Source organism: Hyphomicrobium sp. 1Nfss2.1 (genome assembly GCF_965243865.1).
Lineage (GTDB): Bacteria > Pseudomonadota > Alphaproteobacteria > Rhizobiales > Hyphomicrobiaceae > Hyphomicrobium_A.
Genome location: NZ_OZ251603.1, coordinates 2,028,133 through 2,040,574, shown reverse-complemented (window position 1 = coordinate 2,040,574; position 12,442 = coordinate 2,028,133). Strand labels below are relative to the sequence as shown.

General features: G+C 64.1%; 12 protein-coding genes. 9 read left to right on the top strand and 3 right to left on the bottom strand.

What is annotated here, in order from left to right; all coding sequences use genetic code 11:
* Positions 1-6: 6 nt before the first annotated feature.
* Positions 7-615, bottom strand: coding sequence for a TRAP transporter small permease subunit (locus ACP15D_RS10000; RefSeq protein WP_424957363.1), 609 nt, complete (start codon positions 613-615; stop codon positions 7-9).
* Positions 616-903: 288 nt separating this feature from the next.
* Between ACP15D_RS10000 and ACP15D_RS09995 the strand changes: the two genes are divergently transcribed.
* The 9 genes from ACP15D_RS09995 (at position 904) to ACP15D_RS09955 (ending at position 9,983) form a co-directional block, all read left to right on the top strand.
* Positions 904-2,445, top strand: a complete 1,542-nt coding sequence (locus ACP15D_RS09995; protein WP_424957362.1) for a P-loop NTPase — start codon at positions 904-906, stop codon at positions 2,443-2,445.
* Positions 2,446-2,632: 187 nt separating this feature from the next.
* Entirely contained in the window at positions 2,633-3,172 is a 540-nt protein-coding gene (gene infC / locus ACP15D_RS09990) for a translation initiation factor IF-3 (protein ID WP_424959212.1), read from the top strand.
* A 44-nt stretch (positions 3,173-3,216) separates the two neighbouring features.
* A complete protein-coding gene (locus ACP15D_RS09985) occupies positions 3,217-3,537 on the top strand; it encodes a hypothetical protein (protein ID WP_424957361.1) in 321 nt (106 codons plus the stop codon).
* Between the two features lie 212 nt (positions 3,538-3,749).
* Complete coding sequence (gene rpmI, locus ACP15D_RS09980; protein ID WP_072369165.1) at positions 3,750-3,950, top strand: 50S ribosomal protein L35; 201 nt, start codon at positions 3,750-3,752, stop codon at positions 3,948-3,950.
* A 63-nt stretch (positions 3,951-4,013) separates the two neighbouring features.
* Complete coding sequence (gene rplT, locus ACP15D_RS09975; RefSeq protein WP_424957360.1) at positions 4,014-4,382, top strand: 50S ribosomal protein L20; 369 nt, start codon at positions 4,014-4,016, stop codon at positions 4,380-4,382.
* A 132-nt stretch (positions 4,383-4,514) separates the two neighbouring features.
* Positions 4,515-5,597, top strand: a complete 1,083-nt coding sequence (gene pheS, locus ACP15D_RS09970; RefSeq protein WP_424957359.1) for a phenylalanine--tRNA ligase subunit alpha — start codon at positions 4,515-4,517, stop codon at positions 5,595-5,597.
* Between the two features lie 136 nt (positions 5,598-5,733).
* Positions 5,734-8,166, top strand: a complete 2,433-nt coding sequence (pheT, locus tag ACP15D_RS09965) for a phenylalanine--tRNA ligase subunit beta (protein WP_424957358.1) — start codon at positions 5,734-5,736, stop codon at positions 8,164-8,166.
* A gap of 138 nt (positions 8,167-8,304) precedes the next feature.
* Positions 8,305-8,472 carry a hypothetical protein gene (locus tag ACP15D_RS09960; RefSeq protein ID WP_171987995.1) on the top strand — a complete coding sequence of 56 codons (168 nt, stop codon included), beginning with the start codon at positions 8,305-8,307 and terminating at the stop codon, positions 8,470-8,472.
* Positions 8,473-8,636: 164 nt separating this feature from the next.
* Positions 8,637-9,983 carry an NAD(P)/FAD-dependent oxidoreductase gene (locus tag ACP15D_RS09955; RefSeq protein WP_424959211.1) on the top strand — a complete coding sequence of 449 codons (1,347 nt, stop codon included), beginning with the start codon at positions 8,637-8,639 and terminating at the stop codon, positions 9,981-9,983.
* A 40-nt stretch (positions 9,984-10,023) separates the two neighbouring features.
* On the opposite strand, the gene ACP15D_RS09950 is transcribed toward ACP15D_RS09955, so the two are convergent.
* Entirely contained in the window at positions 10,024-11,352 is a 1,329-nt protein-coding gene (locus ACP15D_RS09950) for a lytic murein transglycosylase (protein ID WP_424957357.1), read from the bottom strand.
* A 103-nt stretch (positions 11,353-11,455) separates the two neighbouring features.
* On the bottom strand, positions 11,456-12,412 hold the full coding sequence (mbfA, locus tag ACP15D_RS09945; protein ID WP_424957356.1) for an iron exporter MbfA: 957 nt from the start codon (positions 12,410-12,412) through the stop codon (positions 11,456-11,458).
* Positions 12,413-12,442: the final 30 nt, after the last annotated feature.

The following is a 12,442-nucleotide window of genomic DNA, read 5'->3' as shown; positions in this document are numbered from 1 at the left end:
ATCCAGCTAGCGCTGTCGCCGCGGGGGAGCATCGTCTGCGATGCGGGGGGCTTCGAGGTGGCCGGCATCGAGCGCTGCGGCGGGGTGGCCGACGTCGAGGCGGTCGTCCGGCAAGTCGCCGCGCATGATGGCGATGCGCTTAATCAGCTCGGAGATGCCTTGGATGAAAAGAATCGCAAACGCCAAGGGAATGAGGAATTTCACCGGCCACTGAGGCAGGCCGCCGTAGTTGGACGATTGCTCGTTCTGTTCCCACGACGAGAGGAAGAAGCCCCAGGACGTGTAGGCGACGAGCGCTGCGGTGGGCAGCAGGAAGAACAGGTGCCCGACGATCTCGATGGTGTCGCGCAGGCGGCGTGGCAGTCGCTCGTTGAAGATGTCGATGCGGATGTGCTCGTTGAGCGCGAGTGTCCAAGGTGCGGCCAGCAGGAACACGGCAGCAAATAGCCACCACTGCAACTCGAGCCAGGCGTTGGAGCTGATGTCGAAGAGTTTGCGGACGACGGCATTGCCGGCGCTGATGAGCGCGGCGGCGACGATCAGCCAAGCTACCCATTGGCCGATGAGGCGCGTTGCGGCATCAATCGCTCGGCTGAGAGCCAGCAGCGCCTGCATGATGGACGGCTTCCCTAGACTTTTGCGTTTTTTGCGCGGCAGTATCCGGTGTCCGCCGTTGGTCCGATAATTCGGTATATCGAGGCTTACCAGCGACTTCCAGGGTAATGCGCGGCCACGTCACCCGGCAGCGGCCGGGGCTGACCGCGCGCCCCCGTGCAGCTACACGTGAGCGGTTTCTGCGCGCTAGCCAATCTGCCGCTATCTGGCACGGTGATTGAATATGTCACCGTATGGCTTAGATGGCGCACTGTCGCCCATCACGAAGACCTTAGGAGCCCCGCAGCTATGTCGTTCTCGAAAGATGCCGTTCTGCACGAGCTGCGTCGTATCAAAGGCCCTGACCTCGAGGGCAACATTGTCGATCTCGGTCTCGTTTCGGAGATCCTCGTCAGGGACGACAAGGTCTATTTCTCGATTACCGTACCGGCGGCGCGCGCTGAGGAACTGGAGCCACTGCGCAAGGCTGCGGAGACGGTTGTTGCGAAACTTCCGGGGGTTGCGGGCGTCACGGCAGTGCTGACGGCGGAAGCGCCGGCGGGGGCTTCGTCACGGCCGCCGGAGAGCGCGCGAGTGAGCGAGGCGCGGGCGCGTGGCGCGACGGGCAATGGCAGCGGCGCGCACGCGCACGGGCCGGGGCACACGCATTCGCATGGACCAGCAGCTGCCCAGAGCGGAGCGGGACCAAAGCCGATGGCCGATGTCCCGGGTGTCAAATCGATCATCGCGGTGGCGTCGGGCAAGGGCGGTGTCGGAAAGTCTACAGTCGCGGTCAACCTGGCGCTGGGCTTTGCCGCAGCAGGCAAGAAGGTCGGCATCCTCGACGCGGACATCTATGGGCCGTCGCAGCCGCGGTTGCTGGGTCTGAAGGGACAGCCGCAGGTTGTCTCAGGCAAGACGTTGAGGCCGCTCGAGGCCTACGGCATCAAGGTCATGTCGATGGGTTTCCTCGTCGATGAGGAAACGCCGGTGATCTGGCGCGGGCCGATGGTGGTCGGGGCTCTGAACCAGATGCTGCGTGACGTGGCGTGGGGCGAGAATGGCGACCTCGACGTGCTCGTCATCGACATGCCGCCGGGTACGGGTGATGTGCAGCTGACCATGGCGCAGCAGGTGCCACTGTCGGGGGCCGTTGTCGTATCGACACCGCAGGATCTGGCACTGATCGATGCGCGCAAGGGGCTCGCCATGTTCCGCAAGGTCGGCGTGCCGGTGCTGGGCATCGTCGAGAACATGAGCACCTTCATCTGCCCAAAGTGCGGAGAACGGTCGGACATCTTCGGGCACGGCGGCGCTGAGCAGGAGGCGGCGCGGCTGGGTGTGCCCTTCCTCGGGGCGGTGCCGCTCGACCTCGATGTGCGTTTGAGGTCCGATACGGGACAGCCGATTACAGCGACCTTGCCCGACAGCCTGCATGCCAAGCTTTTCAAGGACATTGCTGTTCGCGCCCTCGATGAGCTGGAGACGGCCAAGCGGAACATGGTGCGCCCGCCGAAGCTGGAAATCACCGATAGCGGGTCGGGGCTCAAGGTGGAGTTCGCCTGCGGGTCAAAGTACGAGCTCACGGCGGAGATGCTGCGCGTGATGAGCCCGTCGGCCGAGGTGCAGGGGCATTCGGCCGAACAGCGGGTGACGGTCGGCAACAAGCGCAACGTGAAGATTTCGGAGCTGCGGCCGGTCGGAAACTACGCGATCCGCATCGCCTTCAACGACGGGCACGACACCGGCCTCTACACGTGGACCTACCTTCAGCAGCTTGGACGCGAAAAGGAAAAGCGCTGGGGCGAATACCTGGAAGAGCTGGCAAAGAAGGGCCTCAGCCGCGGCTGATGGGGCGTTTGCGCTACAATATGAAGTGGGTTGTGGCTGAATGGTCCTATGTTGCCATCTTGACTTGGAGGCGTTTTTTCTCGATGTTTCTGGCCCATTGAGATGAGCATTTGTGCCGGTTGGCCCACGGAGGTCCGCTGGCTTTCAGTGCACGACTTACCAGCGAAGTCACCGTAGGAGAGACAACATCCGCCGACCAATGCGAGCCGCGCCCGAGCGCGAGCCATCCGGACCCCGGATCAATGAGGCAATCCGGTCCCGCGAAGTACGACTGATCGATGAGAATGGCGAGAACGTAGGTGTGGTCAGCCACGCTGATGCATTGGAGCGCGCCGTGAAGGCGGGCCTGGATCTCGTCGAGATTTCGCCTGAGGCGGCGCCACCGGTCTGCAAGATCCTCGACTTCGGCAAGTACAAGTACCAGGCGCAGAAGAAGGCGGCCGAGGCGCGCAAGCACCAGAAGATCGTCGAGATCAAAGAGATCAAGATGCGCCCCGCGATCGACGACCACGACTACGACGTGAAGATGCGCTCGATCAAAAGGTTCTTCGAGGACGGCGACAAGGTGAAGATCACCCTGCGCTTCCGCGGTCGTGAGATGGCCCACCAGCAGCTCGGCATGCAGGTGCTGCAGCGCGTGAAGGGCGACCTGGAACCGATTGCCAAGGTGGAATCGGAGCCGCGCCTGGAAGGCCGCCAGATGGTTATGGTGCTGGCGCCGAGGTGATGACGGGCGGCCGGCGCCGGCTTCCCACGTGCGGTGGGATGGCGATGGCTGGACCGAAGCGAATTCAACGCGGTCGCTGGCGCCTGCCGGTGGCCGCGTTTTCGTTTCTGGGCCTGGTAGTGGGGTCGGCGGCGGAACCGACCGGGACGGGGGTCGAGGTGATCCCTGTGGTTCCGGCGGTGCCGCAGGCGGCACCGACCGCGCCATTGCCGCCGCGGGTGCCGGTGCCGATCATTCGCTTTCGCTGTACGGTCGAAAACGGGGCGTCGGGCTGCCGGGAGTCATCCGACGTCGAGAGCTGCGATTGCGCCCGGGATTTCTGCTATCGGGACCCGGCTGGGGTACGGATCTGCGAGAAGTCCTGAAGGGGCTGAAAAATCGGGCCCCGGGCCGCTTGCGGAATGCGGAGCGCACCCGTATAAGGAGCCCTCAAGTCGCCCGGCGGGGCATGCCGTGGCGGCTTTTATGCTTTGAACACCCTCAACAGGTGGCTCCTCCCTTAACGGGACGTTTCGCGCCGGCCATGCGTCGGTTGAGCGAATTAGGGCCGCCGACGAGTATAGAAAGGATCAGCCAAATGCCCAAGATGAAGACCAAGAGCGGCGCCAAAAAGCGCTTCAAGATGACGGGCACCGGCAAAGTTAAGGCTGCGGCCGCCGGCAAGCGTCACGGCATGATCAAGCGGACGACGAAGTTCATTCGCGACGCGCGCGGCACGATGGTGCTGAACGATAGCGATGCGAAGATCGTCAAGAAGTACATGCCCTACGCCCGCTGAGCACTCTTGCTTCCCAAGCAAGTGTTCGCTCGCACCAGCAACGTCATCTAACGGAGTTCTCATATGGCACGCGTCAAGCGCGGCGTTACCGCCCATGCCAAGCACAAGAAGGTTCTGAACGCCGCCAAGGGTTACTATGGCCGCCGCAAGAATACGATCCGCGCCGCGAAGCAGGCCGTCGAAAAGGCCATGCAGTACCAGTTCCGCGATCGCAAGCGGAAGAAGCGTACGTTCCGCGCACTGTGGATCCAGCGTATCAACGCCGCCGTGCGCGAGCATGGCCTGACCTACGGCCGATTTATCGATGGCCTCAACAAGGCCGGGATCGAGATCGACCGCAAGGTGCTGGCCGACCTCGCCGTGCACGACGCCGCTGCGTTCAAGGCGCTGACCGAGCAGGCCGCCAAGGCCGTCGAGAAGGCGGCAGCCTAAGGCTCCTCCTCAGAGCTTGTCATCCCCGGCCAAGGGCCGGGGATCCAGGCATCCGCTTGCTCCAGCGCAATTGGCAAAGTGGATCCTCGGGACAAGCCCGAGGGCGACACTTGAGACAAGCTGAGAGAGCGAATGTCTTCGACAGATAACGGTTCCGATCTTCAGGGCCTCGAGAGCGAGCTGCTGGCGGGTATCGCCGGCGCCGGCGACGTTGCGGCAATTGAGCAGGTGCGTATCGCGGTGCTCGGCAAAAAGGGCCGCGTCGCCGAGCTTATGCAGACGCTCGGCAAGCTGCCGCCCGAAGAGCGCAAGGCGTTCGGCCAATCGGTCAACGAGCTGAAGGGGCGCGTTTCGGAAGCGCTGGAGGCACGCAAGTCGACCCTCGAAGGTGAGGCGCTGGCGAAGCGGCTCGAAAGCGAGCGGGCTGACGTCACGCTTCCGGTGCGGCTTGGTCCCGTCGCCGAGGGGCGCATTCACCCGGTCAGCCAGGTCTACGACGAGTGCGTCGAGATCTTCGCCGACATGGGGTTCGCTGTCGCTGAAGGCCCGGATATCGAGAGCGACGATCTCAACTTCACCAAGCTGAACATTCCGCCGGAGCATCCTGCGCGGCAGGAGCACGACACCTTCTACTTCCAGACGAAGGCTGATGGCTCGCGCATGCTTTTGCGTACGCATACGAGCCCGGTGCAGATCCGCACGATGATGTCGCAAAAGCCGCCGATCCGCGTGATCGCGCCGGGGCGTGTCTACCGCTGCGACAGCGATCAGACGCACACGCCGATGTTCCATCAGATCGAGGGGCTCGTCATCGACGAGACCACGCATATGGGGCATCTGAAGTGGGTGCTGGAGGAATTCTGCAAGGCGTTCTTCGAGGTGGACGAGGTGAAGATGCGCTTCCGCGCTTCGCACTTCCCGTTCACTGAGCCGTCGATGGAGGTCGACGTGGGCGCCGAGGCGATCGGCAAGCCGGGGCAGTGGCTGGAAATTCTTGGCTGCGGAATGGTGCATCCGAACGTCATCCGCAATTGCGGCCTCGATCCGGAGAAGTACCAGGGCTTCGCCTTCGGTGTCGGTCTCGACCGGCTGGCGATGCTGAAATACGGGCTCACCGATCTGCGCGCGTTCTTCTCGGGCGATCTGCGCTGGCTGCGCCACTACGGCTTCTCGGTGCTCGACGTGCCGACGTTGTCGGGCGGATTGTCGGGCTAAGTGACTTTCTCCCTCTCCCTGCGTGCGGGGAGAGGGCGGGGTGAGGGGCAGCCGCTTGTGCCGAAGCGAGCTTCTGCCCCTCACCCTAACCCTCTCCCCATGAAGGATGGGGAGAGGGGAATTGGGAGATGGGCGCATGAAATTCACGCTGAGCTGGCTCAAGGATCATCTCGATACAGACGCCTCGGTCGAGGCGCTGGAGGAGAAGCTGTCGGCGATCGGCCTCGAGGTCGAGAGCGTCGAGAATCCGGCCAAGAAGCTTGGTGCATTCCGCGTGGCGCGCATCGTCGAGGCGAAGCGCCATCCCAATGCCGACAAGCTGCAGATCGTGATGGTCGAGACGGAGAAGGATAAGCCGCCCCTCGAAGTGGTGTGCGGCGCGCCGAACGCGCGCACGGGGCTCGTCGGTGTGTTCGCGCCGCTCGGCACGTACATTCCGGGCTCGGACATCACGCTGGAGAAGAAGCCGGTTCGCGGCGTCATTTCGAACGGCATGATGTGCTCGGCGGCCGAGCTTGAGCTTTCCGACGAAAGCGCCGGTATCATCGAGCTGCCTGAGGACATGGCCGCGCGTGTCGGCGAAGCGTACATCGACGCTGCAGGTCTCAACGATCCGGTATTCGAGGTGAAGCTGACGCCGAACCGTCCGGACTGCACGGGCGTGCGCGGCATAGCGCGCGATCTGGCAGCGGCGGGCATGGGCAAGTTGAAGCCCGAGCCGAAGATCGAGGGCGTCGAGGGCAGCTTCGACAGCCCGGTCGATGTGAAGCTGGAGTTTTCCAAGGAAACGGCGAACGCGTGCCCGGTGTTCGCGGCGCGCTATGTGCGCGGGGTAAAGAACGGCCCGTCGCCCGCGTGGCTGCAGCAGCGGCTGAAGGCGGTGGGACTGCGTCCGATCAATGCGCTGGTCGATGTGACGAACTACATCAGCCAGGATCGCGGCCGGCCGCTGCACGTCTATGACGCCGACAAGCTGAAAGGCGCTGTGCGCGCACGGCTGGGCAAGGCGGGCGAGAAATTCCTGGCCCTCGACGGCAAGGAGTATGCGGTCGACGAGACGATGTGCGTGATCGCTGACGACAGTGGTCCGCTCGGACTTGGCGGCGTGATCGGCGGCGAGGAGTCCGGCTCGACCGACGCCACGGTGAACGTGCTGATCGAGAGCGCCTACTTCGATCCGGTGCGCACGGCGCAGACGGGCCGCAAGACCGGCCTCGTGACGGACGCACGCTACCGGTTCGAGCGCGGCATCGATCCCGCGTCCGAACTGCCGGGTCTCGATCTGGCGACCGACATGATCCTGAAGCTCTGCGGCGGTGAGCCGTCGAAGGCGAAGGTTGCCGGCAAGCAGCCGGACGACAAGCGCGTCATCGACTTTGATTATGCGCGCGTCGCCAAGCTGTCGGGCATCGACATCAAGGATGCCGAGATCAAGACGATCCTCGAAGCGCTCGGGTGCACCATCGCCGGCAAGGGCAAGGCCGCGAAGGTGACGGTGCCGACGTGGCGCCCGGACATCCATGGCGCGGCTGATCTCGTCGAAGAGGTGGTGCGCATTGCCGGGCTCGATCGTATTCCGCTGACGCCGCTGGAGCGTCCGGAAGGCGTGGCGCGACCTGTGCTGACCGACCGGCAGAAGCGTGCACGGCGTGCGCGACGCACGCTGGCATCGCGCGGCTTGGTCGAGGCGGTGACGTGGTCGTTCCTTCCCGAGGGCGAGGCGAAGGCGTTCGGCGGCGGCGACAAGGCACTGGAACTCGCCAATCCGATCTCGGTCGAGATGACGTTCATGCGTCCGGGACTGCTGCCCGGTCTGCTGACGGCACTGAAGCGGAACCAGAACCGCGGCTTCGGCGATGCGGCTCTGTTCGAGCTTGGGCAGGCGTATCGCGGCGAGAAGCCTGAAGATCAATACAACTCGGCGACCGGCGTGCGCGCCGGCTCGGCGAAGGCGAGTGGAAGCGGCCGTCATTGGGATGGCGCAGCCAAGAGCGTCGACGTGTTCGATGCGAAAGCCGATGTGCTTGCTGTGCTGGCGTCGCTCGGGTTCGATCCGAGCAAGGCGCAGGTCACGCGCGATGCGCCGGAGTGGTATCACCCGGGCCGCTCGGGGACGCTGCGGCTCGGACCGAAGACGGTGCTTGCCTACTTCGGCGAGTTGCATCCGGCGGCGCTGAAGGCGCTGGACGTCGAAGGCACTGTCGCTGCGTTCGAGATCTTCCTCGATGCGCTGCCGCCGCAGAAGGCGAAAAGCCGGGCGAAGCCGCGTCTCGAAGCCAACGACCTGATGCCGGTGCGGCGTGACTTTGCCTTCGTGCTCGACAAGGGCGTGGCGGCGGGCGACGTGGCGCGTGCGGCTGCCGGCGTCGACAAGGTGCTGATCCGCGAAGTTTCCGTGTTCGACGTGTTCGAGGGCGGGGCCCTAGAGAAGGAAGGCAAGAAGTCGCTCGGCATCGAGGTGACGCTGCAACCAACGTCGGAAACGCTGACCGACAAGGACATTGAGGCGGTGTCGGCGAAGATCGCTGCGGCCGTGAAGTCGGCGACGGGCGGTGAAATCCGATCCTAAACGCTTGGGGTGGCTACGGGCTCACGCGGCCCGTGGTGCCGAAGGTCGCCGGATAAATCCAGGGCTTAGCGGTTTTTCAGTAGGTTGCGTGCTTCCTGTTCGGGAGTTTTCACTCGCGAGCACGGGGACCCCGACGCAATGATGGACAATCGTAAGTTTCTTATTATCGGATTTCTGCTCTGCGTCGCCGCGGCGCTCGCCTATACGTTCGTGTTCGCCGATCTCCCGTTCGTCACGGCGCCGACGTCGCCGGACGGTGCGCCGTTGGAAATGCCGGCCCCTGCGCCACAGCAGCCCGCGCCATAGTGCCTGCTCGCTGTCGCAAATCAGCCCGGCTATTGAACCGATATATTCGGCCATAGCGTGCTGCGTGTCGGCAGATGGTATAAGCGCGTCGGCCCGTAGGTTGAAACCCCAAGAGGCGCTTGGCGATGACCGAGACGACGACCGCTCCTGATACAACCAAAGTGATGCCTGTCGGTACCGGCGATGCCGACCTGCCGCACATCGTCATCGTTGGCGGTGGCGCTGGCGGGCTGGAGCTCGCCACGCGGCTGGGCGACAAGCTCGGGCGCGACCGCTGGTGGCGCAAGAAAAAGGCGCAGGTGTCGCTGATCGAGCGCGCGCGCACGCACATCTGGAAGCCGCTGCTGCACGAGATTGCGGCCGGTAGCATGGATACGGCGCAGCACGAGCTGGAGTATCAGGCGCAGGGCTATTGGCACGGTTTCAAGTTCCGCTACGGCGAGATGACCGGTGTCGATCGCGAGAAGAAGCTGGTCTACGTCGCGGCGACCTTCGACGAGGAAGGGCGCGAGATCACGCCGGTTCGCTCGTTCCACTACGATATTCTCGTCGTGGCGATCGGCTCGGTGGGCAACGATTTCGGCACACCCGGCGTTGCGAAGTACGCGATCATGCTCGACACGCCGGAGCAGGCGGAGCGCTTCAACAGGCGCCTGATCAACGCCTGCGTGCGCGCGTATGCTCAGGAAGGGCCAATCAAGCCGGGGCAGCTCGACGTCGCCATCATCGGTGCTGGTGCGACGGGCACCGAGCTTGCGGCGGAACTGCATCGTACGGCGCGCGGCGTCGTTGCCTTCGGTCTCGATAAGATCGACCCTGAGAACGACATCAAGATCACGCTGATCGAAGCCGCACCGCGCATTCTGCCGGCACTGCCGGATCGTATTGCCAACGGTGTCGCCGACACGCTGCGCGACCTGAAGGTGGACATCCTTGCCAACTCGCGCGTGACGGAGGTAACTGAGGACGGCGTGAAGCTCGCCAACGGCAAGTTCGTGCCGTCACAGCTCGTGGTGTGGGCGGCTGGTGTGCGCGGACCGCAGGTGCTGGCGCACATGGATGGCCTGGAAGTGAGCAAGTCGAACCAGCTTGTCGTCACCGACACGCTGCAGACGACGAAGGACCCCAACATTTTCGCGATGGGCGATTGCGCGTATCTCGTGCCGGAAGGCGAGACGATGCCGATTCCGCCGCGCGCGCAGGCGGCGCATCAGGAGGCCTCGCACCTCTACGTGGAGATTCAGCGCAAGCTGAAGGGCGAGCCGCTGCGGCCGTTCCACTATCGCGACTTCGGATCATTGGTGTCGCTTGGGCACTATTCGACAGTGGGCAACCTGATGGGCTTCATCGTCGGTGGCAGCTTCATCGTCGAAGGGCTGTTTGCGCGGCTGATGTATCGCTCGCTCTACAAGATGCACGAAATAGCGTTGCACGGCCCGTGGAAGGTGTTCCTCGACTCGCTGTCGCGGTCACTGACGCGGCGCACCGAGCCGGTGGTCAAACTGCACTGACACGATTCCCTCTCCCCGCAGGCGGGGAGAGGGGGAGTCGTCAGCGGCGCGAGCGCAGGGCTGCGAGCAACTCGGGCGTTGCGTAGGAGTCGGCAGGGAGGCCGAGCTTCAGCTGCATGTCCTTGACCGCAGCGCGGGTCTTGGCACCGGCGAGACCGTCGATCTTGCCGACGTCATAGCCGCGCCGGGTCAGAAGCGTCTGCAGCTCCCTGGTGCCCGCCGCGTCCAAACCATTGGTGTTGCCGCGGCCGCGCGACATCGCTCCCGCGCCATCGATCCGGGTGGCCAGATAGGCGGCGGTGGTGGCGTAGCTCAACGAGTTGTTCCACTCGGTGTAGATGTCGAAGTTCGGGTAGGCGAGGAATGCCGGCCCATTGCGTCCCATCGGAAGCAGCAGCGATGCCTGCAGAGCGTCGGCGGGGACAGCGCTGCCGTCGGGGTACTTGATGCCCCAATCGGCCCACTGCGAGCGCGGCAGCTTGATGGCGAGGTCGGCCTGTTCCCACGGCAGGTCGCGCGTGACCCGCACCTCCTCGAGCCAGGGCTCATTCGGACGCCAGCCGAGGTTGTGCATGTAGTTCGCGGTCGAGCCGATGACGTCGTCATCGTTGGAGAACAGGTTGATGCGACCGTCGCCATCATAGTCGATGGCGTAGTCGAGATAGCGCGTCGGGAGGAACTGCGTCTGGCCGATCTCGCCGGCCCATGAGCCGATCATTCCCGACGGGTTCATGTCGCCGCGGTCGATGATCTGTAGAGCGGCGATCAGCTCCTCGGTGAACATCTCGCCGCGGCGGCAGTCATAGGCGAGGGCGACGAGCGAGGGCAAAATGGGGAGCTTGCCCATGCCGGCGCCAAAGTCGCTTTCCAGCGCCCAGAAGCCGGTGATGACCGAAGCGGGCACGCCGAACTCCTTTGCCGCGCGCTCGAAAGTGGCGCGATGCTCGGCGACCTTGCGCTTGCTCGACTGCACGCGGTTCGGCGTTGCCAGCTTGGTCTGGAAGTCGAGGAAGGTCATGACGAAGATCGCGCCCTGCTTGCGATCGCGTCCGATGATGTTGGTGGCGAGCGGAATACCGTCGACGATGGCGATGGACCGGCGGCTGACGCCTTGTGCGGCTGCCTGCTTGCGGAAGCGCGCCTTCCATGCGTCGAAGCTCTCGGTGTTGCGGCAGTTATCCTTCGGCGGCGGATAGGGCGGACGCTTGTTCGGGTGCGTCGCGTGAGAGGAGATGCCAGGCGCCGCTGTCTTGATGACAGGAGAATGGGTTTTGCCCTGGGGAGGAGCGATTTGCGCTAGGGCAGTAAGGCTGGCGCCGAAAAACATGGCGGCGGCGATAGAAGCCGCGCAAATCTTATTAACGTGCATCACGCGTCCTTTTGGGGGTTGGCGGTCGGTGGCGGGGTACTCAATGCCGGTGGATGTGGCGACGTCAAGACGTCGCCTGACTTTCGCCCCGAGCATGCCCGCTTCAGGCATTGCCGATCAATACGCCGGCAGCGAACACGATAAGGCCGCCGGCCACAACCTCAAATGCGGCACGCAGAAACTTGGTATCCATGTAACGCGAGCGGATCCAGGCGATTATCCATAACTCGATCAGGACCACGGCGATGGCGAGGGCCGTTGCGGCACGGAAATCGCTCAACAAATACGGGAGCGTATGGCCAAGCCCGCCAATCGCGGTCATGGCGCCGGTGACGGCGCCGCGTAGCCATGGATGGCCGCGTCCGGTGAGCGTGCCGTCATCGGACAGGGCCTCGGCGAAGCCCATGGAGATGCCGGCGCCGACGGATGCGGCGAGACCGACGAGAAATGTCTCCCAAGTGTTGGTGGTGGCGAAGGCCGCCGCAAACAGTGGAGCCAGCGTCGAAACCGATCCGTCCATGAGGCCGGCGAGGCCAGGCTGAACGATCTGAAGTACGAACATGCGCCGCTGCACTTCGGCTTCCTCGGCGCGGGCGTCAGGGTTGAGGTGTTTTTCGCCAAGGCGGTGGGCGAGGCGCTCGTGGCCAGCTTCGGTGGCCGCAAGATCGCCCAGGAGCCTGCGAATTCCGGCGTCTGTCGCGCGGCTCTGGGCGCGCTGATAGAACTGGCGCGTTTCCCACTCGCGCTCCTCGGCCTGCTTGCGGACTTTCTCGAGACCGAGCGGGCGGACCAGCCAGATTGGTGCGTGCTGGACGAATCCAGCGACATCCTGCCTGCGGATCAGGGGGATGTGCTCGCCGAAGCGGCGGCGGTAGAGGTCGATCAGCCGCTGGCGGTGCTCATTTTCCTCGGCGGCCAGCTCGGTGAAGATCTTGGCCGAGGCGGGATATCGGTCTTCCAGGCCGCGCGCATATTCGAGGTAGACGCGAGAGTCCTCCTCTTCGAGGGAGATGGCGAGGGCAATGATTTCGCTCTCGTCGAGGTCTGAGAATTTGCGCATGGGGAGCCTCCTCAAGGCAAATTAGAACTA

Coding starts and splice junctions, on each gene's coding strand:
- ACP15D_RS09960 (WP_171987995.1), top strand. CDS start 8,305: ATGATGGACAATCGTAAGTTTCTTATTATCGGATTTCTGCTCTGCGTC.
- rplT (WP_424957360.1), top strand. CDS start 4,014: ATGGCACGCGTCAAGCGCGGCGTTACCGCCCATGCCAAGCACAAGAAG.
- ACP15D_RS09995 (WP_424957362.1), top strand. CDS start 904: ATGTCGTTCTCGAAAGATGCCGTTCTGCACGAGCTGCGTCGTATCAAA.
- mbfA (WP_424957356.1), bottom strand. CDS start 12,412: ATGCGCAAATTCTCAGACCTCGACGAGAGCGAAATCATTGCCCTCGCC.
- ACP15D_RS09985 (WP_424957361.1), top strand. CDS start 3,217: ATGGCTGGACCGAAGCGAATTCAACGCGGTCGCTGGCGCCTGCCGGTG.
- rpmI (WP_072369165.1), top strand. CDS start 3,750: ATGCCCAAGATGAAGACCAAGAGCGGCGCCAAAAAGCGCTTCAAGATG.
- ACP15D_RS09950 (WP_424957357.1), bottom strand. CDS start 11,352: ATGCACGTTAATAAGATTTGCGCGGCTTCTATCGCCGCCGCCATGTTT.
- ACP15D_RS09955 (WP_424959211.1), top strand. CDS start 8,637: ATGCCTGTCGGTACCGGCGATGCCGACCTGCCGCACATCGTCATCGTT.
- pheT (WP_424957358.1), top strand. CDS start 5,734: ATGAAATTCACGCTGAGCTGGCTCAAGGATCATCTCGATACAGACGCC.
- pheS (WP_424957359.1), top strand. CDS start 4,515: ATGTCTTCGACAGATAACGGTTCCGATCTTCAGGGCCTCGAGAGCGAG.
- ACP15D_RS10000 (WP_424957363.1), bottom strand. CDS start 615: ATGCAGGCGCTGCTGGCTCTCAGCCGAGCGATTGATGCCGCAACGCGC.